Source organism: Marinactinospora rubrisoli (assembly GCF_042664915.1).
GTDB lineage: Bacteria > Actinomycetota > Actinomycetes > Streptosporangiales > Streptosporangiaceae > Marinitenerispora > Marinitenerispora rubrisoli.
Genome location: NZ_JBHTBH010000002.1, coordinates 422,846 through 445,826, shown reverse-complemented (window position 1 = coordinate 445,826; position 22,981 = coordinate 422,846). Strand labels below are relative to the sequence as shown.

Below are 22,981 nucleotides of genomic sequence, written 5' to 3'. Positions count from 1 at the left end.
GGCGCCCGTCAACGGCTCCCGGAAACGGAACCGCACACGACCGGCCGAATCGGTGCGCTCCGGGCCGCGCACAGGGTTGCGCACCCACGGTCCGGGCTACTTATGATCCTGGAGCCGTCGCACGGCACGCCGCCCGCGATCGACCCCGCTCGACCATCGCCCGATGACCGGAGCCCCCACCGATGATCGACCCGACCGCCCTGCGCGACAAGCCGACGTTGAGCGGCGACCGCGTCCGTCTCGTACCGCTGGCCGAGGAGCACGCCGACGCGCTCTTGGCGTCGACGCGCGACGACGAGATCCGCCGGCTCACCGGGACGCACCGCCGGTGGAGCCGGGAGGAGGTGCGCAGGTGGTGCCGGGAACGCGCCGAGCAGCCCGACCGCCTGGATCTGGCGATCACGAGCCGCCCGGACGGCCGGTTCGTCGGCGACCTGTCGCTCATGGAGGTCGACACCGCGAACGAGAGCGCCGCATACCGCATCGCGCTGTCGGCGATCGAGTTCACCGGCCAGGGGCTCGGCAAGGAGGCCACCCGTCTGGTGCTGCAGTACGCCTTCGAGCGGGTCCGGCTGCACCGGGTCTGGCTGGAGGTGTACGCGTTCAACATGCGCGCGATCGCCACCTACCGCGCCTGCGGTTTCAGTGTGGAGGGACGGCTGCGCGACGCCCTGCTCTGGGAGGGGCGCCGGCACGACGCGCTGCTGATGGCGGCGCTGGAGCACGACTTCCGCAAGGCCGTGGGCTGATCGCTCCGCGGCCGGCGACCGGTTCGTGGGCTGATTTTTGCGGATTCGCGAGGTTGGCGGGTTCCCGGGCGCGGGTATGCCGCTAGGCATCCCGCATCCGCAGGCCGCGCGCCGAAACGTGCAGTAGGACGCCGTGAACCCGGTACCCGTATCGCTGCCTTTCACCGACCGAGCCGAGGCCGGCCGTCGGCTCGCCGAGCGGCTGCGGGCGCTCGCCGTCACGGACCCGATCGTGGTCGCGCTGCCCCGCGGCGGGGTCTCCGTCGGTGCCGAGGTCGCCCGCCGCCTCCGGGTGCCGCTCGATGTTCTCGTGGTCCGCGAGATCGGGCTGCCGGGGCACCCCGAACTCGGCGTCGGTGCCGTCGCGGAGGACGGCCACGCCTGCTTCGACGACGCGATCCTCGCCCGGCTGGGAGTCGCCCGCGAGCGGTTCGCCGCCGCGGTGGAGTCCGAGCGCGCCGAACTCGCCCGCGGGCTCGCGATCTACCGCGCGGGACGCCCGGCTCCCCGGCTGGCCGGGCGCGACGTGATCGTGGTCGACGACGGTGCGGCCACCGGCGGCGCCGCGCGGGCGGCGGTCCGCATGGCGCGGCGGCAGCACCCGGCGCGGCTCGTTCTGGCGGTCCCGGTCGCGTCGCAGCCGGCGGTGGAGCGGCTTCGCGCGGAGGTCGACCACCTCGTCGTGCTGACCGCCCCGGACACCTTCCGCGCGGTGGAGGAGTGGTACCGCAGCGCCGACCGGCTCACCGACGACCAGGTCACCGCGCTCCTCGCCGAGCTGCACGATCTCGGCCCGGGCGCGGAGTCCGAGCGTGCCGTGCGAGTGCGGGCGCGCGACGTCCACCTCGACGGCGACCTGGTCATCCCCGCCACCTCACGCGGCACGGTCGTCTTCGCCCTTGGGCGCGGCCGGGCGGGCGCGCGGATCCGCGCGGTCGCCGCGGCCATGCGGCGGGCGGGCTACGCCACGCTGCTGCTCGACCTGCTCACCGATACCGAGGAACCCGACGAGGAGGAGCCGGGCGGTGACGGCCCGCGGACCGCGGTGCTCGCCGAGCGGCTGGAGGCCGCGGTGCGCTGGCTGCGCCGGGCGGCGGTCACCGCGAGCCGGCCCGTGGGGCTGTTCGGTGCCGGCGCCGGGGCCGCGCCGGCCCTGATCACCGCCGCCGACCGGGCGGAGGACGTCGCGGCCGTCGTGACGTACGGCGGCCGGATCGACCTCGCGGACACCGCGCTGCCCGGCGTGCGCGCGCCGACGCTGGTCCTGCTGCAGAGCGGCGAGTCGTTCCTCCGCGAACTGGCGGAGTGGGCGCTCGGCCGGATCGGCGCGCGGCACGAGATCCGCGTGGTGCCGGGTGCCGAGGGACTGCTGGGCCGTCCCGAGGGGGCGCGCGAGGCGAGCGCCGCCGCGGCCGAGTGGTTCGGCCGGTACCTGTGAGCACCGCCCCGCCGGTGAGAGCGGGCCCCCGATACAGAACCGCGGCGCCGCCGACGGCCGGATGGGGCCGTCGGCGGCGCCGCGGGAAGCGGACGGGAGGGCCGCTGGGAGGGGGTCACGGATTACGTGAACGCCGCGGTTCTGCCCGGGGCGGGCGGCAGATCAGGGTCAGGCTGCGTTGGCGCGACGCATGCGGCGACGCCGCTCGGACGCGCGCTCGTCCTCGTTCAGGCCACCCCACGTGCCGTACTTCTCGGGACGCGAGATCGCGTAGTCGAGACATTCGGTGCGGACAGGGCACTGAGCGCAGATCTCCTTCGCCTTGCGCTCGCGGATCTCCCGCTCCGGCTGGCGCTCGCCATCCGGGCCGAAGAAGAGCACAAGGTCCTCGCCCCGGCACGCGGCGGCATCCTGCCACCCCCAGCTCGGGCGGGGGCGCAGCGCGGCCTGCCGACGTACCTGAGACATGGTTGAACCACCTCTACTGAAATCGCTAGTAAGCTGTTGGAAGCCGAGTTACAAACAAGGTCGTGCAGCGTGAGCTACCCCGCATGACGCCAACGCCATGCGATGCTTCGGTGTTCCCCGGTGTGGCTGAGACCACGGCGGCGCAGATCCGCCGAAGACGGCGGGCGCTCACGCGATAGGCCGCGGGAGCGGTGTTGCAGTCGCTCTCCCTGGCGGCCGGTAAGTAATCATGCCATCCCCACTCCCGATCGCGCACGGGGGGTGGGGAAATTACTCGCTCAACCGTTACCGAAATCCTGGTTTTCCGGCCCCTTCTCGGGGTATCTGTCCGGGTTTTCGGTGGAATCGGAGGTCCGACGGTTACGTCGGATATGGGCTATGGTATGCCGGTTTTCCGGTCGCGGCCAGTGCACGAGCCTGCCGGACGGGTCACACCGGTGCGCGACGCGCGGCCCGCGCGGCCGGGCCGCACCACGCGGCCGAGGCGATGTGCGCCGACCGGAACCACCGATTGCGGCCGCCGGGGCGCGAGTGTCGGCTTGCGGCGCACGGCCCGCGCGTAGTAAAAGGCCGGCGATCCCGCGGCCGGCTCACGGCCCGGGCCAGGAGATCACAGGTCCCGCGACTCACCGGGCGCGAGCGGAACGAACCCGCCCTCCGGCAGGCCCAGCGCGGCCATCCTGCGGTACACCCCGAGGCCGGTCTCGTTCAGCAGCCCGTCGTGCACGGGAATCGCCCGCGGCGCGCCCACCTCGCGGGCGTAGTCGATCACCTCGGCCACCTTCGACCACGGCGCGTTCACCGGAACCAGGAGGGTGTCCACCCCGTCCTCCGGCACCGTGAGGGCGTCGCCCGGGTGGAACACCGACGCGCCGCCGGCCGCCACCCGGAAACCGACGTTGGCGATGACCGGGATGTCGGGGTGGATCACCGCGTGCCGTTCGCCGTACACGTGCACGTCGAACCCCAGCACGTCCAGCGCGTCGCCGTGCGCGACCGTCGTGATGCGCACGCCGCGGTCGCGAAGCTCGCCGAGCCCGGCCGCGATGCCGGCGTGCGTGTAGACGCGCAGTCCGGGCCTGGCCTCTGCCGCGGCCAGCAGCCGGTCCGGCGCGAGGTGGTCGGCGTGTTCGTGCGTCACGGCGATCGCGTCGGCTCCCACCGCGGCGTCGGGCTCGCTGAACCCGCCCGGATCGATCACGAGGACCGCTCCGTCATGCTCCAGCCGCACGCAGGAGTGCCCGTGTTTGGTGATCCGCATGGTGCCGCCTCCCCCGATCCCGTGCGCTCGCCGCGCCGGCTAGTCCGTCCGCCGGACGGCTGCGCCGCCGACCGGCTCCCCGCCCACCCTAACCTCGCGGCGCGGCTCCCCGGCCGCCCGCCCGGCAGGGCTCCCGCGCCGCCGCACGCGGCGCAGCAGCTCGTCCATGGTCGCGGCGTCCACGGAGTCCAGGGGGACGGTGCGGTGCGCCGGAGGGCTTTCGGCGGGGCACCGGGGGCGGGGGGACTCGGAATCTCGGGTCGTCTCCACGGCAGAGGGCCTGCCCCGGGCGGCCGGACGCCACACCGGAGCCGGCCGGATTTCCGGTCCGGGGCGCGGATTCCGGTCCGCGACCGCGGAGTGTGGACCGGTTCCCCTAGGGGAGGAATGCGGGTGGCCGTCCGGAACGACCGGGCCCGGCCGGGCGTCTGAGCGAGTGCGCCGGCCGGACCGGCGACGACAGTGCACGATCGCGACCGCGGCGGCGAGAGCGCCGCGACAGAAGGAGTACAGACCACAGTGGCCCTGCTGCGCCTCATTCTGAACGTCATCTGGCTCTTCGTGGCCGGATTCTGGTTGGCCGTCGGCTACGCCTTCGCCGGTCTCATCTGCTGCATCCTGATCGTCACGATCCCGTTCGGGGTCGCCTCGTTCCGGATGGCCAACTACGCATTCTGGCCGTTCGGCCGCGAACTCGTGCGCCGGCCGGACGCGGGCGCCGCGAGTAAGGTGGGCAACGTCATCTGGATCATCGTGGCCGGGTGGTGGCTGACCATCGGCCACATCGCGACGGCGCTCGGCCTGGCCGTCACCATCGTCGGCATCCCCATGGCATGGGCGTCACTGAAGATGATCCCGGTGGCCCTCGCCCCCTTCGGCAACGAGATCGTCTCCAGCGAGAACCGCCGGGAGCCGTGGCAGATCTGACCGTGGCGGCGCCCGGAGGGCGGGGCGGCGGAGCGCCGGGGCATCCGGAAACACCATGGGGCCGTCGCCCGTTGTTCCCTGTGTCGGGAGCGGCCGTGCCGGGCACGGCCGCGCATACCCTCCACAGCGGACGCGCCGCGCGCGACGGCCGCGGCCGGCGGCCAAGCCCTAGACTGCTGGCCCTGACCAGCCCGGTCGGCGCGCCGTGAGCCGGCCGGGACCGCCGGACGGTCGGAGGAGCGGAAAGGTAGTGGGGGAATGAGACCCGGCACGCGAGTGACCCGGCCAAGCCAATGGTCGTTCCTGAGGAGACGGAAGATGGCACCAGCAGCCGCCCCACCCACTCCCGAGGCGCCGCCGCCCCAGGAGCCGCCGCAGGACGACCTGCTGCGCAGGCTGAGCGACGCCGCCTGGCGGCTCCTCGTGCTGGTCGCGGCCATCGCGCTGCTGTTGTGGGGCATGGCCTACATCGGCGTCGTGGTGATCCCGGTGATCTTCGCGGTGTTCCTCACCGCCCTGCTGATGCCGCTCGCCAACTGGCTGCGCCGCAAGGGGCTCGGCCGCGGCTCCTCCACGAGCATCTCCGTGATCTTCGGGCTGGTCGTGGTCGGCGGGGCCATCACCCTCGTCGTGCAGCCGGCCATCGCCGGCGTGTCCGACCTCGTGGACAGCGTCTCCCAGGCCCTCACCCAGCTGGAGGGCGTGGCGGCCGCGGTCGGCCTGGACACCCCCACGCTGAACCAGCTCACGGACCAGCTCTGGGCGGAGGTCCAGAACAACAGCAGCCAGCTCGTCAGCGGCGCCTGGGCCGGCGCGCTGGTGGTCGGCGAGGTGCTCGTCGCGGTCGTGCTGTCACTGGTCCTGACCGTGTACTTCGTGCACTCCGGGGACCAGCTCGCGCAGTGGATGATCGAGCTCTTCCCGCGCGGAACCCGCCGGGCGCTGAACGCGGCGGGCCGCCTCACCTACGACGTGATGGGCCGGTACGTGCGCGGGGTGGCGCTCGTCGGGCTGTTCGACGCGGTGTTCATCGGCATCGTGCTGCTCATCGTGCTGGACACCAACCTGGCGATCCCGCTGATCGTGCTGACCTTCATCGGCGCCTTCCTGCCCGTGGTCGGCGCGTTCGCCTCCGGGCTGCTGTCGACGCTCGTGGCCTTCGTCGCCGAGGGATGGATCATCGCGCTCGTCGTGCTCGGCGCCGTGGTGCTGGTACAGCAGCTCGAAAGCCACCTGTTCGCCCCTCGGGTGTACGGCAAGGCGCTCGACCTGCCGTCGGCGGTGGTGCTGCTGGCCATCGCGATCGGCTCCATCATCGGCGGCATCATCGGCACCTTCCTGGCCACCCCGATCGCCGCCGTGGTCGCCGCGCTGCTGCGCAACCGGCCCTTCGGCGCGGTGCAGGCCGAGGAACAGGTGGAGCAGCAGGAAGCCCGGCCCGCGGCGGGCGGTGCGCCGGCCGAAGGACGGCCCGTGGCGCCGGCCCGCGGCGGAGCCCGGCCCGCCGTGGAAGGGACGGCGGCACGGCCCGCGCCACCGGCCGATGGCGCGGAGCCCGCGCGCGACAACGGCCGGCCGGCCGGCAACGGCGAGCGCGGCGCCTAGATCCGCGCCGGAACCGGTCCGGATTTCCGGGCACCGTGGCGGGCCGCCGGTCACCCTCCGGCGGCCCGCCCGCGTTCCCGGCGCCGTGCGCGCCGCGCGCCGCGCACGGTGGGCCCGGGTACGCACGTGCCGTGGCCGGAACGGTTAGGCTGGACGGCGTGTGTGTGACTCCGGACTAGAACCTCCGCCCCCGCGCGCCGGGCGTCCGCCCGCTCCCGCGCCCCGCAGCCGCCGGGGCCGGCCCTGATCCGCAGCCGCCCCGACGGTGGCGCCCGGGCCGGCGCGGGCCTCCCCGGCGCCCGATGCCCTCTCCCGCACACGCTCTCGCGAGAAAGTCTCCCTTCATGCTCATCGCCTCCGATCTGGAAATCCGGGTGGGCGCGCGGCAGTTGCTGCAGCCCACCACCCTGCGCGTCGCCGCGGGTGACCGCATCGGGCTGGTCGGCCGCAACGGCGCCGGCAAGACCACGCTCACCAAGGTGCTCGCGGGGGAGGGGCTGCCGGCGTCCGGCACGGTCACCAACGGCGGGACCATCGGCTACCTTCCGCAGGATCCGCGCACCGGCGACCTCGACGTCATCGCCCGCGACCGCGTGCTGTCGGCCCGCGGCATCGACGACGTGCTGCGCCGCATGCGTATCGCCGAAGAGAAGATGTCCAGCGACGATCCGCGGATCCGTGACCAGGGGGTGCGGGCCTACAGCCGGATGGAGGACCGGCTGCACGTGCTGGGCGGATACGCCGCCGAGGCCGAGGCCGCCTCGATCGCCACCAGCCTGGGGCTGCCGGACCGGATCCTCGGCCAGCCGCTGCGCACCCTTTCGGGCGGGCAGCGTCGCCGCGTGGAGCTGGCGCGCATCCTGTTCAGCGGAGCGGACACCCTGCTGCTGGACGAGCCGACGAACCACCTCGACGGCGACTCGATCGTGTGGCTGCGCGACTTCCTCCGCTCGCACCAGGGCGGGCTCATCGTCATCAGCCACGATGTCGAACTGGTGGAGCACGTCGTCAACAAGGTCTTCTACCTCGACGCCAACCGCTCCTGCATCGACGTGTACAACATGGGATGGCGCGCCTACCTCACCCAGCGCGAGGCCGACGAGCGCCGCCGCCGGCGCGAGCAGGCCAACGCCGAGAAGCAGGCGGCGGCGCTGCAGAAGCAGGCCGACCGGTTCCGGGCCAAGGCGACCAAGGCCAAGGCCGCCCAGCAGATGGAACAGCGCGCCGAGCGGATCCTCGGCTCGGTCTCCGGCCTGCGCCAGAGCGACCGGGTCGCCAAGCTGCGCTTCCCTGACCCGGCGCCCAGCGGCCGGACGCCGCTGATGGCCACCGGACTGTCCAAGTCCTACGGCTCGCTGGAGGTGTTCTCCGGTGTCGACCTCGCCATCGACCGCGGCAGCCGGGTGGTCATCCTCGGCCTGAACGGCGCGGGCAAGACGACGCTGCTGCGGATGCTCGCCGGCGTTGAGTCCCCCGACACCGGTGAGGTCGTTCCCGGGCACGGGCTGCGGCTCGGCTACTACGCGCAGGAGCACGAGACGCTCGACCTGGAGCGCTCCGTGCTGCAGAACATGATGTCCGCGGCCCCTGACCTGCCCGAGGTCGAGGCGCGGCGCACCCTCGGCTCGTTCCTGTTCACCGGGGACGACGTCGACAAGCCGGCGGGCGTTCTCTCCGGTGGTGAGAAGACCCGGCTGGCGCTGGCCACGCTGGTGGTCTCCAGCGCCAACGTGCTGCTGCTGGACGAGCCGACGAACAACCTCGACCCGGCCAGCCGCGAGGAGATCCTCAGCGCGCTCCGTAACTACCGTGGCGCCATTGTGCTGGTCACTCACGACGAGGGGGCGGTGGAGGCGCTGCAGCCAGAACGGGTCATTCTGCTGCCCGACGGGGTGGAGGACGTCTGGAACGCGGAGTTCGCCGATTTGATCGCACTCGCCTGACCTGCCGGTTCGCCGGCGCGGACCGGGGGGACGCCCGACCCGGTCCATCCGTTGACAGCCTCCTGGTTTCGGTCCGTTATTGGCCACGCCCGAAACCCTCGACACGCGGCCTTTCCGGTCTCAGTGGGTAGCCAGCCGCCCCGCCATGGCTGATCATTGGCAGCAATGTCGCTTCGGTCGCCAAGAGCACAGGAGGTACTCGTGGCCGAGACCCTGAGAAAGGGCACCCGCGTGACAGGAACCGAGCGTTCGCAGCTCGCAACCGAGCTGAAGAAGCGGTACGACGACGGCGAGAGCATCCGGTCCCTGGCCGCCTCGACAGGCCGTTCCTATGGGTTCGTGCACCGTCTGCTCACCGAAGCGGGGGTGAGTCTGCGTGGCCGCGGCGGAGCCACGCGCAGGACACAGAACTGATCAGCGAATCGCCCCGAGCACGGCCGGACACCGGCCGTCGTCCCCCAGGTGTCCGTTCACCGCGGCGGTGCGCCGCCCGCGTCGGAGAACGCGGCGGGACACCACGGGGTGCGCGGTGGCGCGGACGGGAAGAGCACGGCAGGCGGCCCGGGACCCGGTGCGGGCGCCAACCCCCCACGATGGAGCAGCCGGCGGCGGATCCGCGGCCGGCCGGGTGGCGACCCCGGCCAGGCGTCCCCGTGCCACGGTGGCGACGGCCCTCACCGCGCCGCGGGAGGTCGCCGCGGTCACCATGCCGGCGCGGGGCGAGGACGGTGTGCGGCTCCCCAACGGCCGCGCCAGGACCGCGCTGGCCCACATTGGCCATAGCTTGCAGTCATCTGTCCGTATTGTTGTGATTGTCGGTGCGGGGGCGGCCGTCCGGCCGTGGCCCCCGCTCCCGCCGGCCCCCGGTACCCCTGCCACTGGGGGCCGTGCCGACCCGGCGACCCTCGGACGTATCCGGCGCCACGCCGGCCGCCGGGACCTCCCGGCGGCCGGCGTGGCGGTGCGCCGTCCCAGGTAGCGCGCCGGATCCGACGCCGCTTACCGGTTATGACGGGTTGTCTAGTAGTCTTCTGCAGGCGGTCATCTCGTGCTGCGCGCATCCGGCGCGCCGGGCCGCCTGGCGACGGGGAAGGTCTCAGCTGACCCCCGTGTCGCGTTTACCCCGGCGCGTTTGTGCGATCTCTCCGTGGTGCCCTCGTGCTCCCGGAGCCTTCCTCGAAACGCTGCCGATGACGAGGAAGGTTTACGTCACTTGACGGACGCTATCGACACTGTCGCATGTCCAACTTTCGATGACCTCGGGCTGCCCGCGAAGATCGTCGACAAGCTGGCGCAGAACGGTGTCACCATTCCGTTCCCCATCCAGGCCGCCACCATCCCCGACGCCATCGCCGGCCGCGACGTGCTCGGCTGCGGGCGCACCGGCTCCGGCAAGACGCTGGCGTTCGGCCTGCCGGTGCTGGTCCGCGCCGCCGAGCGGCGCGCCGCCGCGCGCCGCCCCCGCGCTCTCGTGCTGGTCCCGACCCGCGAGCTCGCCCACCAGGTGCGTGACGCCCTGGAGCCCTACGCCCACACGCTCGGTGTGCGGGTCGGCGACGTCGTCGGGGGCAGCTCCTACACCCGGCAGATCAACGAGCTGCGCCGCGGCGTCGACGTGCTCGTCGCCACGCCCGGCCGGCTCAGCGACCTCATCGAGCAGGGCGCCTGCGAACTGGACGACGTCGTCGTCTCGGTGCTGGACGAGGCCGACCAGATGTGCGACATGGGCTTCATGCCGCAGGTCAGCGAGCTGCTGGACCAGGTGCGCGAGGGCGGGCAGACCCTGCTGTTCTCCGCCACCCTCGACGGCGACGTCGACAAGCTGGTCCGCCGCTACATGACCGACCCCAAGACGCACTCGGTCGACCCGCCGGTCTCGCAGGTCGCCACGATGGAGCACCACCTGCTCAAGGTGCTGCCCCGCGACAAGACCCGGATCATCACCCAGATCGCGGCGCGCGACGGCCGCACCATCCTGTTCGTGCGCAGCAAGCACCGCGCCGACACCATCAGCGAGCAGCTGGTGAACGCCGGCGTGCCGGCCGCGTCGCTGCACGGCGGCAAGACCCAGAGCGTGCGCACCAAGACGCTCGCCAAGTTCCGCGAGGGCCGGATCCAGGCCCTGGTCGCCACCGACGTGGCCGCGCGCGGCATCCACGTGGACGGCATCGATCTGGTGGTCAACGTCGACCTGCCCACCGGCCACAAGGACTACCTGCACCGCGGCGGCCGCACCGCGCGGGCCGGGGAGTCGGGCCGCGTGGTCTCGATCGTGGCGCCCAACCAGCGCCGTCAGGCGCGGCGGCTGCTCAGCGACGCCGGGGTCGACGCCAAGCAGCACCTGGTCAACCCCGGCGACGAGCTGCTCGCCGAGGTCACCGGTGCCCGCGAGCCGTCCTGGGAGCCGTGGGTGGAGCCGCCGGAGCCGGAGCGCCCCCGGCGCGGCCGGGGCGGACCCCGCCACCGGCGTGGCGGCTACGGCCGCCCGCGCGGCGACCGGCGCGAGTCCGAGGACCGCCGCGGGCGTTCCCCCCGCGGTGAGTACGGGCAGCACGCGGAGCACGGCCAGCGCGGCGAGCGGCGGCCGCCTCGTGAGGACCGGCCGTGGCGCGGCGAGGACCGCCGCGGCGGCGGCCGCAAGCCGTACCAGCGCAACGGCGAGCGGCAGCGTCCGGGTACTTCCCGGCACTGACGCCCCGTCGCGGCCGACGGCCGGGCCCCTTCCGGGGCCCGGCCGTCGGCGCGTACCGGGGTCAGCGCGGGGGCTGCGGGCGGGTCCGTGCCGGATTGGCGTGCTGGTGGCGGGGCCACGGCGTGCCGTGCGGCTCCTCACGCTCGGCGCGGGGCTCGTCGAGGACGACGTCGCGCAGGATGCCCAGGGCCAGCGCCCCGGCCCCGCCCGCCAGGAACACCGCCGTGCCGCCCGCGACGAGCGCCCACGACGGTCCGAGCGTCAGGCCCAGACCGGCCGCCGTGAACCCCGCGATCATGACGACCACCGCCGCCCACGACGTCCACCGGCCACGGTGGGAACGGCGCGGGGCCAGGCGGCCGCCTTCGGACTGCGCGCCCAGGATGGGCCGATCGTCGGCTGAGCTCATACGGTCACCTCCTCGCACGCCCTTCCCGTCCGGGGGCCGGTGAAACACGGGGGCCGTGTCCTGGTATGACCGGTGTGGACGAGCACCGCGGCCCCTCCGGCCGCACCGGGACGAAGGAACGCGCATGCAGGCGCCTGGAGCCACCTCATCAATGACCGCGACCTTCCGGAGCTTCTCCCGGGACCGTAGGGTCACCGCCCACCGGCTGCGTCCCGGCACGCTCCGGCGGATCGCCGGCCACGCCCGCCCGCACCTGCGCGCGCTGGTGCTCTTCCTCACCCTGACCGCGCTCGGCGGCGGCATCGTCGTGGCGACCCCGCTGCTGATGAAGGCGGTCATCGACGAGGGCGTCGTCCCCGGTGACGTGCGGCGGGTGGCCTGGCTGGCCGCGGGCATCGCCGCGCTCGCGCTCGTGGAGGCCGTTCTCACCCTCGCCCAGCGGTGGTACTCGGCCCGCATCGGCGAGGGGCTCATCTACGACCTGCGCACCCGGGTCTTCGAGCACGTGCAGCGCATGTCCATCGCCTTCTTCACCCGGACCCAGACCGGCGCGCTGATCAGCCGGCTGAACACCGACGTGATCGGGGCGCAGCGCGCGCTGACCACCACGCTGTCCTCGCTGGTGTCCAACATCGTCAGCCTGTCCCTGGTCCTGGGGACCATGCTCGTGCTGTCCTGGCAGATCACGCTGCTCGTGCTGGCGCTGCTGCCGCTGTTCGTGCTGCCCGCCAAGGCGTTCGGCCGGCGGCTCGCCGGCATCACGCGGGAACGGATGAGCCTGGACGCCGAGATGAGCTCGCTCATGACCGAGCGCTTCGGCGTCGGTGGCGCCATGCTCGTCAAGCTGTACGGCCGCCCGGAAGAGGAGGCCGCGGAGTTCGCGGCCCGGGCGGCGCGGGTGCGCGACATCGGCGTCACCTCGGCGATGTACAGCCGGATCTTCTTCACCGGCCTCACCCTGGTGGCGGCGCTGGCCACCGCGGTCGTGTACGGGGTGGGCGGCTGGCTCGCCGTGGGCGGCGCGGTGGAGCTGGGCACGCTGGTGGCGCTGGCCACGCTGCTGACCCGGCTGTACGGCCCGCTGACCGCGCTGTCCAACGTGCACGTGGACGTCATGACCGCGCTGGTCAGCTTCGACCGGGTCTTCGAGGTGCTCGACCTGGAGCCCACCGTCACCGAGCGGCCGGACGCCCGCCCGCTTCCGGCGGGCGCGGTCGGCGTGGAACTCGATGCGGTCTCGTTCCGCTACCCCCGGGCCTCGCAGGTGGCGCCGGCTTCGCTGGAGTCCACGGCCGCCGTGCCGGCCGCCTCCCGTGGGGACGGCCCGGCGGACGACGCGTGGGTGCTTCGGGAGGTGACGCTGCGCGCCGAGCCGGGCGAGATGGTCGCGCTGGTCGGCCCGTCCGGCGCCGGCAAGACCACCCTCACCCACCTGGTGACCCGGCTGTACGACCCGGTGGAGGGCACGGTACGGATCGGCGGCACCGACCTGCGCGAGGCCACCGCCGCCTCCCTGCGCGACACGGTCGGCGTGGTCACCCAGGACGCGCACCTGTTCCACGACAGCATCGCCGCCAACCTGCGGTACGCCCGGCCCGGAGCCGAGGAGGCCGACCTCCGGGCGGTGCTGCGCGCGGCGCGTCTGGAGCACCTGCTCACCGAGCTGCCCGACGGCCTGGACACCGTGGTCGGTGACCGCGGCCACCGGCTGTCCGGCGGGGAGCGGCAGCGCCTGGCCATCGCGCGGCTGCTGCTCAAGGCGCCCGCGGTGGTGGTGCTGGACGAGGCCACCGCGCACCTGGACTCCGGCTCCGAGGCGGCCGTCCAGGAGGCGCTCGCGGTGGCGCTGCGCGGCCGCACCTCGCTGGTCATCGCGCACCGGCTGTCCACGGTGCGCGAGGCCGACCGCATCCTCGTGCTGGACGGCGGCCGGATCGTCGAGCAGGGCCGCCATGACGAACTGCTCGCGGCCGGTGGGCTGTACGCCCACCTGTACCGGACCCAGTTCGCGCCCCAGGAGGGCGGCGGCGTGCCCGGGGCGGTGTGACCGGCGCGGGATCGGGCAGGGCCACTCACAGAGGGCGGCCGGGCACGCGGCCGAGAGGTTACGGCGGGAGAGGCGAGCCATGCCAGTCACCACCCGGGAGATCCACCTGGTCGCGCGGCCCGAGGGCGAGCCGAAACCGAGCGACTTCGCGCTCGTCGAGCGGCGGCTGCCCGACCCGCGGGACGGCGAGCTGCTCGTCCGCAACCTCGCGATCTCGGTCGACCCCTACATGCGCGGGAAGATGACCGGCATCCGCACCTACACCGACCCCTACGACCTGCACGCACCGATGGAGGGCGCGGCGGTCGGGGTCGTGGAGACCTCCGGGGACGCGTCGTTCCCCGAGAACGCGGTGGTCGTGCACAACGCCGGATGGCGCGAGCACGCGATCGTGCCGGCCGCCGGCGTGCGGCCGGTGAACGTCACCGACGCCACCCCCGCCACCGCCTACCTCGGGGTGCTGGGGATGCCCGGGCTCACCGCGTACGTCGGCCTGCTGCACAAGGCCGGCCTGCGCGAGGGCGACACCGTCTTCGTGTCCGGCGCGGCCGGCGCGGTGGGCGGCATCGTCGGTCAACTGGCGCGGCTGTGGGGCGCCGAGCGCGTGGTGGGCAGCGCGGGAACGGCGGAGAAGGTCCGCTACGTCACCCGTGAGCTGGGCTTCGACGCCGCGTTCGACTACCACGACGGCCCGGTGGCCGACCAGCTCGCGAAGGCCGCGCCGGACGGCGTCGACGTCTACTTCGACAACGTCGGCGGGGAGCACCTGGAGGCGGCGATCGGGGCGGCGAAGGACTTCGCCCGGTTCGCCCTGTGCGGCGCGATCTCCGGCTACAACGCGACCGGCCCGCGGTCCGGTCCGCGCAACCTCGGCCTCATCGTGACCAAGCGGCTGACCCTGCGCGGGTTCATCGTCTCCGACGACCCGGAACTGGCCGGGGAGTTCCACCGTGACGTCGCCCCGGCGGTGGCCGAGGGGCGGATCACCTTCCGGGAGACGGTCGTCGACGGACTGGAGCGTGCCCCGGAGGCGTTCATCTCGATGCTGCGCGGCGGCAACATCGGCAAGATGCTCGTCCGGACCTCCTGACGCCCGGGCGCCGCCGCGCCGGCGGCGGCCCGTGTGGTGACCCGGTTTCCCCGGATGGCCGGGATTCGTGGCGGACGGTGATTCCGGCCGTACCGGTGTGCGCTCCGGCCGTGTGCCCGGCGCGTCATTCTCCACGCGCGTCGGTGGGAACGCCGGAAAAGCGGCCGGGGAGGCGAATCCCGGCGGTCCCGGAAACGGCTCGCCGTATCCCGTGGCGCGGTCGCGATCCTGCTCACGCCGTCGGTTCACCGCATTCGGCGCCGCCGGAAATCGATTCCGGACCGTTATGCCGCCGATGTCGCAGTGGAATCCTGCTTTGCGCGGTGGCCATTTCGGTCGGCATTCCGTCTTCTCGGGCGTGCGCGTTCGGTGACCGCCGTGTGACGGCCACGCGCGGAGCGAAGTATCCTGCCTCGTTGGGAAAAGTCGCGCTCTTTCGGTGATTGTCGACTGTATCGGCTGTATTGGCATTAGCCGCGCTCTGCGGGCGGTGTCAGTGTCAGCGGTGTCGACCGCGCCGGCCGCTCCGGCTATCCCGATCCCATCCCCATGCCCGCGGTCGCCCCCACCGCGCCCCACCCCGAGGAGTTGGTCATCACGTGGACGCCGTGAACGACGGCATCGTCGCCGTCGGCGACGTGTACTGGAGCTACCTGCTCATCCCCCTGCTGGTCGTGGTCTCGGTGTACTTCACCGTGCGCTCCGGCCTGGTGCAGCTGCGGCTCCTGCCGGAGATGTTCCGGGTGCTGGGCAACCCGGCCGAGACCGCGCCCGACGGCAAGAAGGCCATCTCGTCCTTCCAGGCGTTCGCCATCTCCGCCGCGGCGCGGGTCGGCACCGGGAACATCGTCGGCGTGGCCACCGCCATCGCCCTCGGCGGGCCCGGCGCGGTGTTCTGGATGTGGATGATGGCGCTCGTCGTCGGCGCCGCCAGCTTCGTGGAGTCGACGCTGGCCCAGCTGTACAAGGTGCGCGACCGGACCGGCTTCCGCGGCGGCCCGGCGTACTACATGCAGTACGGCCTGCGCAGCAGGTGGATGGGCGTGCTGTTCGCCGTCGTCATCACGCTGACGTTCGGCTTCGTGTTCAACACGGTGCAGGCCAACAGCATCGCCGACGCGATCACGAGCTCCGTCGAGGCGGTGGGCGTGCAGAGCACCGGCCCGATGCTGAGCGTCGTCATCGGCCTGGCGCTGGCCGTGGTCACCGGTCTGGTGATCTTCGGCGGCGTCCGCCGGATCGCGCACGTGGCCCAGGCCCTGGTGCCCTTCATGGCGCTGCTCTACATCGTGCTCGGCCTGGTGGTCGTCGCCATGAACATCCAGGAAGTGCCCGGCGTCATCGTGCAGATCGTCACCAGCGCGTTCGGCCTGGGTGAGATCGTCGCCGGCGGGGTCGGCACCGCGATCATGCAGGGCATGCGGCGCGGCATGTTCTCCAACGAGGCCGGCCTCGGCTCGGCACCCAACGCGGGCGCCACCGCGTCGGTCAGCCACCCGGTCAAGCAGGGGCTCGTCCAGACGCTGGGCGTCTACTTCGACACGCTCATCGTCTGCTCGACCACCGCGTTCATCGTCCTGCTCTCCGACCCCGTCTACGGTGAGAACCGCGGACCGAGCATGACGCAGGAGGCGCTGGAGGCCAACCTCGGCGGCTGGTCGATCCACGCGCTGACCGTCATCCTGTTCCTGCTCGCGTTCACCTCCGTGCTCGGCAACTACTACTACGGCGAGTCCAACCTCGGGTTCCTGTCGGCCTCGCCCGGCGTGCTCACCGGCTACCGCGCCCTGGTGTGTCTCATGGTGTTCCTCGGCGCCATCGGCTCGGTCCAGGTGGTGTGGAGCCTCGCCGACCTGACCATGGGCATCATGGCGCTGATCAACCTCGCGGCCATCGCGCCGCTGGGCGGCATCGCGTTCCGGCTGCTCAAGGACTACACCCTGCAGCGGCGCGCCGGAGCCGAGCCGGTCTTCACCCGGGACCGGCTGCCCGACATCGGCGGCGTGCAGTGCTGGGACCCCGAGCCCGTCCGCGAGGAGGCCGGAACGGCCCGCGACTGAGGCTCACCCGCGCAGCCGGTACAGCCGGAGCGCGAGCTGCACTTCCAGTTCGCGCTCCGGCCGGTTCCAGTCAGCGCCGAGCAGGTCGGCCACCCGGTCCAGCCGTTGCGCGACCGTGTTGGCGTGCACGTGCAGCGCGATCCCGGCCCGGCGGGGGCTGCGCCCCTCGGCGAAGTAGCTCTCCAGGGTGCGGCGCAGCTCCGTGCCGCGCCGAGCGTCGTAGTCCAGCACCGGCCCGAGCACGCCGCGCACGTAATCCTCGATACCGCCGCGGTCGCCGAGCAGCAGCCCCGCGAAGCCGAGGTCGTCCATGGCCGCGGCCCGGCCGGTGAGGCCCAGCGCGCGCATGGCGCGCAGGCACCGCTCGGCCTCCGCGTGCGCCGCCGGCAGCCCGCCCGCACCGGTGGCCGGCCCGCCCGCCGCCACCGTCACCTCGGCGCCGAGCGCCCGCGACAGTTCGGCGGCCATCCGGCGGGCCGCCGCTCCCGCGCGGTTCTCCGGCAGCAGCAGGACGGCCCGGTCCCGGTCCTCGCCGCTGATCCCGCCGGCCCCGGCCGCCACCCGGCGGGCGACCTCGAGGAGCCGGCGGCGCGGCCGGCGTTCCGCCCAGGCCAGCAGCACGGTGTGCGGCCGGCCGAGGTCCACGCCGAGCCGGCGCGCCCGCGCCGCCAGCGCGGCGGGGTCGCGGCCGGCGCCGGTCAGCAGGTCGCCCACGAGTTCGCCGCGCAGCCGGTCCTCGGCCTCGGCCGCCGAGCGCCGCAGCAGCAGCGACAGGGCGGTGACCACCCCGGCGCGCTCGAACAGCCGGCGGTCCGCCTCCTCCAGGTCGGGGCGGCCGGTGAGCACCAGGCCGCCCAGCAGCTCCGTGCCGGCCAGCACCGCGCACACCCACACCCCTGAACGCCGCACCGCCCGGCGCCGCGCTCGGGACTCGGCGACCGCCTCCGCCAGGCCGGGCCCGATGTCCGCCGGGGTACCGACCCGGGCCAGCACGGCGCCGCCGCCGTCGGTGACGGTGATCCCTCCGCCCAGCAGCGCCGCCACGGCGCTGCCCACCTCCGCCAGGCCGGCGCCGCCCAGCACCAGCCCGGTCAGCCGGTCGTGCGCCTCCTCCGCGCGGCGGCCCGCGACGGTGCGGGCGTGCAGCTTCGCGTGCGCGGCGTTGCGCTCGACGAGCGCCGCGCGCGTCTCGGCGAGCAGCTTGGTGTTGTCGATGGCGATCGCGGCGTGCGCGGCCAGCGAGCACAGCAGCGCCACCTCGTCCGGGCCGAAGGTGCGGGGCGCGCGATCGGCCGCGAACAGCACGCCGATCACCCGGTCGCCGAGCAGCAGTGGCACACCGAGGATGGCCACCAGCCCCTCGTCGCCGACACCGCGGTCGATCGTCCCGGTGTGCGCGAACCGCGGGTCGCTGAGATAGTCGGCGCTCGCGTACGGCTCGGCGGTCTCGGCCACCAGGCCGCCCAGCCCCTCGCCGTAGCCCAGCCGCAGCCGCTGGAACAACGGCGACACCGACCCGTCGGTGACCCGCATGAACGTGTCGCCGCGCTCCTCGTCCTCCAGCGTCATGTAGGCCGTGTCGGTGCTGAGCAACTGCCGGGCGCGCCGCACGATCGCCCGCAGCACGGTGTCGAGGTTCCGGGAGGCGGCGAGGTCCTGTGACGTCTCCAGCAGCGCGGTCAACCGGCTCTCGCGCCGCTGGTGCCCCGCCAGCGCGCCGTGCACCCGCAGCGCGACCAGGGTCGCCGCCTCCACCTCGGCGACCTCCTCGGACGAGGCGCCGGCCGCGCGCAACTCCGCGGTCGGCGCCCCGAACTCCGCCACCGGCCCGTTCTCCGCCAGGAGATCGAGCAGGCGGCGCATCGCGGTGAGGGCGGGCGAACTCATACCGGGGATCGTCGCACCCGCCGGGGCGGTACCGGAACCACCACCGGCCACGGGCGGCGGCCCGGCCCGCCCGTCACCGCTCCGCGCCGGACGCGCCGAGCCGCCCGGCCGGGACCTCGGCGAGGTCGCGGCCCCGCGTCTCGCGCGACGCCCACACCGCCACGATCGTCAGCACCCCGGCCGCCGTGACGTAGACCGACACCGGCAGCGCCGTGCCGAAGGAGGCGAGCAGCCCGGTGGCGACCAGCGGCGCCACCCCACCGGCGAAGATGGAGGCGAGCTGGTAGCCGACGGAGGCTCCGGAGTAGCGGACCCGGGTGCCGAACAGCTCGGAGAAGAACGCGGCCTGCGGGCCGTACATGGCTCCGTGCAGCACCAGCCCCACGGTCGCGGCGAGCGCGACCGCGCCGAACGTGCCGGCATCGATCAGCGGGAAGAACGCGAAGCTCCAGCCCGCCACGCCGGCAGCGCCGAGCGCGATCACCGGACGCCGGCCGATCCGGTCGGAGAGCGCGCCCCACAGCGGGATGGTCACGAGGTGCGCCGCCGAGGCGACCAGCACCGCGTTGAGCACCGTGGAGTTGGCCAGCCCGGCGTGCTCGGTCGCGTAGACCAGGATGAAGGCGGTCAGCACGTAGTAGGAGATGTTCTCCGCGAACCGCACGCCCATGGCGACCAGCACCTCGCGCCAGTGCCGGGTCAGCACGTCGAGGATCGGGGCGCGCTCCGGGGTCCCGGTGGCCTCCGCGCGCTCCGCCGCCTCCCGGAACACCGGCGACTCCGCGACCGCCAGCCGGATCCACAGGCCGACCAGCACCAGCACCCCGGACAGCAGGAACGGCACCCGCCAGCCCCACGCCAGGAAGACGGGGTCCGGCATCGCCACGGCCAGCACGGCAAGCACCGCCGTGGCCAGCAGGTTGCCGCACGGCACACCGGCCTGCGGCCACGAAGCCCAGAACCCGCGGTTCCGGCCGTCGCCGTGCTCGGAGACGATGAGGACCGCGCCGCCCCACTCGCCGCCCAGGGCGAAGCCCTGCACCACCCGCAGCGCGGTGAGCAGCAGCGGCGCGGCGACGCCGATCGCGGCGTAGGTCGGCAGCAGGCCGATGGCGAACGTGGCGCCGCCCATGAGCAGCAGGCTGATCACGAGCAGCCGTTTGCGGCCGATCCGGTCCCCGTAGTGGCCGAACACCAGGCCGCCGAGGGGGCGCGCCACGAAACCCACGGCGTAGGTGGTGAACGCCAGCAGGGTGCCGACCAGCGCCTCGGATTCGGGGAAGAAGACCTGATTGAAGACCAGCGCGGCGGCCGATCCGTAGAGGAAGAAGTCGTACCACTCGATGGTCGTGCCGATCAGGCTGGCGACGACGACCTTGCCGATGGACCGGTTGGGCGGTGGGGTGCGGGACTGGGACACTGACTTCACCGTTTCGTTCGACGGATGCGGGGGACGGGGGAGCGGACGGAACCGGCGGAGCCGGTGGGGCCGGTCAGGTGGCGGTCCAGGCGCCGTCCAGGCACAGCGAGGAGCCGGTGAGGTAGCCGGCCTGCGGCGTGCACAGCCACGCGACCGCCTCGGCCACCTCCTCGGGCTCGATGAGCCGCTTGAGCGCCGGCCGGTCGAGCAGCACCCGCTCGGTCACCTCCTCCTCGGGCAGGCCGTGGGCGGCCGCTTGCGCCGCGATCTGCCGGGACACCAGCGGCGTGCGCACGTAGCCGGGGCAGACGCAGGTGCTGGTCACCCCGTACGGGGCCGCCTCGACGGCGGTCACCTTGCTCAGGCCCTCCAGCGCGTGCTTGGCGGAGACGTAGGCGGACTTGTAGGCGCTGGCGCGCAGCCCGTGCACCGAGGAGACGTTGACCACCCGGCCCCATCCGCGCGCGTACATGTGCGGCAGGACGCGCCGCAGCAGCAGGAACGGGGCCAGGACCATCAGCGCGTGCATGCGGCGGAACGTCTCGGGCGGAAAGTCCTCGATCGGGGCGACGTGCTGCGTCCCCGCGTTGTTGACGAGCACGTCCACGTCGGCGGGCAGGCCGGCGACCGCGGCCTCGTCGGTGAGGTCGGCCACGTGGCAGGTCCCCCCGGTGGCGTCGGCGACCGCCGCCAGGGCGCCGGCGTCGACGTCCACCAGGTGCACCCGGGCGCCGGCGGCGGCGAGCCGCACCGCGCAGGCGCGGCCGATGCCTCCGGCGGCACCGGTGACGAGCGCACTGCGGCCGGTCAGGTCGAGGGCGACGGCGGCGGGAGCGGGAACGGAAGAGTCGGCGAACATGCCGGTCACGGTAGGCCGTCGCTGTGACCTGGCCCATAGTGCGGCGGCACACATGTGGCGGCCGGCCGGTGTGCGCCGGAACCACCCGTGGCGGGCCGGCCTGCGGCGACCGGCCATGGTGCCGGGCGGCCGGACGGGGCGTGAGCCGGCCCCGGCTCACGCCCCGTGCGCGGTGCGGCCCCTCGCTACCCGGCCAGCTCCGTGCTGATGCGGTCCAGCATGAACGCCGAGGACTCGCGGGCCCGTTCCTCCCAGGCGAACACGCACGCCGTGGCGACGCCGTCGAAGCCCAGCTCGCGGAGGGTGCCGAAGAACGCGGCCCAGTCGACCTCGCCCTGCCCGATATCGAGGTGCTGGTGGACGCGCGCCGGCGTGCCGGGCGGGTTGAGGATGTAGCGCAGGCCGGAGGACCCCTTGTGGTCGAAGGAATCGGCGATGTGCACGTGCCGGAGCTTGTCACCGGCGTACCGCAGCATCGCCGCGACGTCCGCCGCCGGGTCGGCACCGGACAGGTGGAAGGTGTGCGGGGCGCAGTACAGGTAGTTGACCCAGGGCCGGTTGATCGCGCGGACGAGGTCGACCGCCGCCGTGTTCTCCTCGCAGAAGTCGTCGGGGTGCGCCTCCAGGTTGAGGGCGATGCCTTCGCGTTCGAACAGCGGCAGCAGTTCCTCCAGCGAGCGCCAGAAGGCCGCCTCGCTCTCCGCGGCGCGTTCCGGCCGGCCGTTGAACTCCGAGTTGATCAACGGGCATTCGAGTTCGGCGGCGATCTCGATCGTCCGCTTCCAGTAGCGGACGGCGGCCTGCCGCTCGGTCTCCTCCGGTGCGGACCACCGGTACAGCGGCAGGACGGAGGACAGCCGCACGCCGTGCGTCCGCAGGGACCGCTTCAGCGCCGCGACGCGCTCGTCATCGGCCCTCGGGTGCACGAAGAACGGGATGAAGTCCGCGCGCGGCGAGAGTTCGATGTACTCGTAGCCGAGCTCGGCGACCGTCCGCACCATCTCGTCCATCGGCAGCGCGCGGAACATGTACGGGTCGAGGGCGATCTTCACGCGGCGGCTCCTCCATAACAGGCGGGACGGGGCTTCAGGCCGACGGCGACGACCTCGCCGCCGGACTCCAGGGACCGGACGGCGGCGTCGGTGATGACGGCGGCGGCGTAGCCGTCCCAGGCGGAGGGGCCGCAGGGCTCGGCACCTGAGGCCACCGAGGCGGTCCACGCCCGGAACTCGGCGTCGAAGGCGTCGCCGAAGCGCTCCTTCCAGTCCTGCGGCACGGCGGTGCCGTGCCGGCCCGCGGTACGGACACCGGCGGCGGCCGGGTCGGGCAGCCGGACCAGGCCCGCCTCGCCGACGACCTCGCACTGGATGTCGTAGCCGTACTGGCAGTTGACGAAGATTTCGAGATCGACGCGGACGCCGTTCGCGGTCTCGAACAGCATGATCTGCGGGTCCCGAAGGTGCTCGAACCGCCGGCTGGTGCGGCGCGGGGTGATCACCTGGGCGGAGACGATCTCGTCATCGAGGAGCCAGCGCAGGACGTCGATCTCGTGCACGGCGGTGTCCTGGGCGGCCATGACGGACGTGTAGGACTCCGGCACGGTCGCGTTGCGGTGGGCGCAGTGCACCATGAGCGGGGCCCCGAGGGCCCCGGAGGCCAGGACGTCCTTCATCCGGCGGTACCCGGCGTCGAAGCGGCGCATGAAGCCGACCTGGACGAGGCGGCGCCCGTGGGCGCGTTCGGCGTCGACGATGCGCAGACAGTCCGCGGCGGTGGTGGCGAGCGGCTTCTCGCAGAACACCGGTTTGCCGGCCGCGATCGCGTTCAGGACGTGCTCGGCGTGGCTGGGGCCCCACGAGGCGACGAGGACGGCGTCGACCTCCGGGGAGCCGATCAGGTCGCGGCCACTGGGCAGGACCGCGGCGCCGACCCGGGAGGCGGCCTCCGCGGCGCGGGGGCCGTCGATGTCGGTCACCGCGGTGACGGCGGCCCCGGCGACGACTTCGGTGAGGCGCCGTATATGGTCCTGGCCGATCATTCCGGCGCCGATGACGCCTACCCGCACGGTCATGGGCGGTGCTCCTTTCTGCGGCGGTCCCCGGGTCCTCGCCGGGCCGGGGCCGAGG

Annotated in this window: 18 protein-coding genes; 10 read left to right on the top strand and 8 right to left on the bottom strand. The window is 73.5% G+C overall.

The genetic code is table 11. The features are described from left to right. The first annotated feature begins 182 nt into the window (after positions 1-182). Together ACFQRF_RS06070 and ACFQRF_RS06065 are read left to right on the top strand one after the other, a co-directional pair. The gene (locus tag ACFQRF_RS06070) at positions 183-749 is read left to right on the top strand and encodes a GNAT family N-acetyltransferase (protein WP_379869537.1); all 567 of its coding nucleotides are present in this window, start codon (positions 183-185) and stop codon (positions 747-749) included. 133 nt (positions 750-882) lie between these two features. Continuing rightward, positions 883-2,187 (top strand): phosphoribosyltransferase, encoded by a 1,305-nt coding sequence (locus ACFQRF_RS06065; RefSeq protein ID WP_379869536.1) that lies wholly within the window; start codon positions 883-885, stop codon positions 2,185-2,187. Between the two features lie 168 nt (positions 2,188-2,355). On the opposite strand, the gene ACFQRF_RS06060 is transcribed toward ACFQRF_RS06065, so the two are convergent. Both ACFQRF_RS06060 and ACFQRF_RS06055 read right to left on the bottom strand, forming a co-directional pair. Then, positions 2,356-2,655: a WhiB family transcriptional regulator gene (locus ACFQRF_RS06060; RefSeq protein ID WP_258862676.1), complete on the bottom strand. Its 300-nt coding sequence runs from the start codon at positions 2,653-2,655 to the stop codon at positions 2,356-2,358. Positions 2,656-3,265: 610 nt separating this feature from the next. Beyond that, positions 3,266-3,916 carry an MBL fold metallo-hydrolase gene (locus tag ACFQRF_RS06055; RefSeq protein ID WP_379869534.1) on the bottom strand — a complete coding sequence of 217 codons (651 nt, stop codon included), beginning with the start codon at positions 3,914-3,916 and terminating at the stop codon, positions 3,266-3,268. 519 nt (positions 3,917-4,435) lie between these two features. Here ACFQRF_RS06055 and ACFQRF_RS06050 point away from each other — a divergent pair. The 5 genes from ACFQRF_RS06050 to ACFQRF_RS06030 all read left to right on the top strand — a co-directional run bounded on the left by ACFQRF_RS06050 (position 4,436) and on the right by ACFQRF_RS06030 (position 11,083). After that, complete coding sequence (locus ACFQRF_RS06050; RefSeq protein WP_379869532.1) at positions 4,436-4,843, top strand: YccF domain-containing protein; 408 nt, start codon at positions 4,436-4,438, stop codon at positions 4,841-4,843. 318 nt (positions 4,844-5,161) lie between these two features. After that, positions 5,162-6,448: an AI-2E family transporter gene (locus tag ACFQRF_RS06045; RefSeq protein WP_379869530.1), complete on the top strand. Its 1,287-nt coding sequence runs from the start codon at positions 5,162-5,164 to the stop codon at positions 6,446-6,448. A 344-nt stretch (positions 6,449-6,792) separates the two neighbouring features. Next, positions 6,793-8,391: an ABC-F family ATP-binding cassette domain-containing protein gene (locus ACFQRF_RS06040; RefSeq protein WP_379869529.1), complete on the top strand. Its 1,599-nt coding sequence runs from the start codon at positions 6,793-6,795 to the stop codon at positions 8,389-8,391. 201 nt (positions 8,392-8,592) lie between these two features. Further along, positions 8,593-8,805: a helix-turn-helix domain-containing protein gene (locus ACFQRF_RS06035; RefSeq protein WP_114400380.1), complete on the top strand. Its 213-nt coding sequence runs from the start codon at positions 8,593-8,595 to the stop codon at positions 8,803-8,805. Positions 8,806-9,604: 799 nt separating this feature from the next. Beyond that, positions 9,605-11,083: a DEAD/DEAH box helicase gene (locus ACFQRF_RS06030; protein ID WP_379869527.1), complete on the top strand. Its 1,479-nt coding sequence runs from the start codon at positions 9,605-9,607 to the stop codon at positions 11,081-11,083. A 61-nt stretch (positions 11,084-11,144) separates the two neighbouring features. Here ACFQRF_RS06030 and ACFQRF_RS06025 read toward each other — a convergent pair whose 3' ends face one another. After that, a complete protein-coding gene (locus ACFQRF_RS06025; RefSeq protein ID WP_379869526.1) occupies positions 11,145-11,492 on the bottom strand; it encodes a hypothetical protein in 348 nt (115 codons plus the stop codon). Between the two features lie 151 nt (positions 11,493-11,643). Here ACFQRF_RS06025 and ACFQRF_RS06020 point away from each other — a divergent pair, with 151 nt between their 5' ends. From ACFQRF_RS06020 to ACFQRF_RS06010, 3 genes are all read left to right on the top strand, one after another. Then, a complete protein-coding gene (locus ACFQRF_RS06020) occupies positions 11,644-13,539 on the top strand; it encodes an ABC transporter ATP-binding protein (protein ID WP_379869524.1) in 1,896 nt (631 codons plus the stop codon). A gap of 79 nt (positions 13,540-13,618) precedes the next feature. Further along, positions 13,619-14,629, top strand: coding sequence for an NADP-dependent oxidoreductase (locus ACFQRF_RS06015; protein ID WP_379869522.1), 1,011 nt, complete (start codon positions 13,619-13,621; stop codon positions 14,627-14,629). A 599-nt stretch (positions 14,630-15,228) separates the two neighbouring features. Further along, a complete protein-coding gene (locus ACFQRF_RS06010) occupies positions 15,229-16,689 on the top strand; it encodes an alanine/glycine:cation symporter family protein (protein ID WP_379869521.1) in 1,461 nt (486 codons plus the stop codon). Between the two features lie 3 nt (positions 16,690-16,692). On the opposite strand, the gene ACFQRF_RS06005 is transcribed toward ACFQRF_RS06010, so the two are convergent. The 5 genes from ACFQRF_RS06005 to ACFQRF_RS05985 form a co-directional block, all read right to left on the bottom strand. After that, positions 16,693-18,576: a helix-turn-helix domain-containing protein gene (locus tag ACFQRF_RS06005; protein ID WP_379869520.1), complete on the bottom strand. Its 1,884-nt coding sequence runs from the start codon at positions 18,574-18,576 to the stop codon at positions 16,693-16,695. A 73-nt stretch (positions 18,577-18,649) separates the two neighbouring features. After that, positions 18,650-19,996: an MFS transporter gene (locus ACFQRF_RS06000; RefSeq protein WP_379869518.1), complete on the bottom strand. Its 1,347-nt coding sequence runs from the start codon at positions 19,994-19,996 to the stop codon at positions 18,650-18,652. A gap of 73 nt (positions 19,997-20,069) precedes the next feature. After that, positions 20,070-20,855 (bottom strand): 3-hydroxybutyrate dehydrogenase, encoded by a 786-nt coding sequence (locus tag ACFQRF_RS05995; protein ID WP_379869517.1) that lies wholly within the window; start codon positions 20,853-20,855, stop codon positions 20,070-20,072. A 185-nt stretch (positions 20,856-21,040) separates the two neighbouring features. Then, positions 21,041-21,907 carry a sugar phosphate isomerase/epimerase family protein gene (locus ACFQRF_RS05990; protein ID WP_379869515.1) on the bottom strand — a complete coding sequence of 289 codons (867 nt, stop codon included), beginning with the start codon at positions 21,905-21,907 and terminating at the stop codon, positions 21,041-21,043. Next, entirely contained in the window at positions 21,904-22,926 is a 1,023-nt protein-coding gene (locus ACFQRF_RS05985; RefSeq protein WP_379869513.1) for a Gfo/Idh/MocA family protein, read from the bottom strand. Before ACFQRF_RS05985 ends, ACFQRF_RS05990 begins: the two co-directional genes overlap by 4 nt. Positions 22,927-22,981 lie beyond the last annotated feature (55 nt).

Coding starts and splice junctions, on each gene's coding strand:
- ACFQRF_RS06070 (WP_379869537.1), top strand. CDS start 183: ATGATCGACCCGACCGCCCTGCGCGACAAGCCGACGTTGAGCGGCGAC.
- ACFQRF_RS06060 (WP_258862676.1), bottom strand. CDS start 2,655: ATGTCTCAGGTACGTCGGCAGGCCGCGCTGCGCCCCCGCCCGAGCTGG.
- ACFQRF_RS06055 (WP_379869534.1), bottom strand. CDS start 3,916: ATGCGGATCACCAAACACGGGCACTCCTGCGTGCGGCTGGAGCATGAC.
- ACFQRF_RS06045 (WP_379869530.1), top strand. CDS start 5,162: ATGGCACCAGCAGCCGCCCCACCCACTCCCGAGGCGCCGCCGCCCCAG.
- ACFQRF_RS06040 (WP_379869529.1), top strand. CDS start 6,793: ATGCTCATCGCCTCCGATCTGGAAATCCGGGTGGGCGCGCGGCAGTTG.
- ACFQRF_RS06025 (WP_379869526.1), bottom strand. CDS start 11,492: ATGAGCTCAGCCGACGATCGGCCCATCCTGGGCGCGCAGTCCGAAGGC.
- ACFQRF_RS06020 (WP_379869524.1), top strand. CDS start 11,644: ATGACCGCGACCTTCCGGAGCTTCTCCCGGGACCGTAGGGTCACCGCC.
- ACFQRF_RS06015 (WP_379869522.1), top strand. CDS start 13,619: ATGCCAGTCACCACCCGGGAGATCCACCTGGTCGCGCGGCCCGAGGGC.
- ACFQRF_RS06005 (WP_379869520.1), bottom strand. CDS start 18,576: ATGAGTTCGCCCGCCCTCACCGCGATGCGCCGCCTGCTCGATCTCCTG.
- ACFQRF_RS05995 (WP_379869517.1), bottom strand. CDS start 20,855: ATGTTCGCCGACTCTTCCGTTCCCGCTCCCGCCGCCGTCGCCCTCGAC.
- ACFQRF_RS05985 (WP_379869513.1), bottom strand. CDS start 22,926: ATGACCGTGCGGGTAGGCGTCATCGGCGCCGGAATGATCGGCCAGGAC.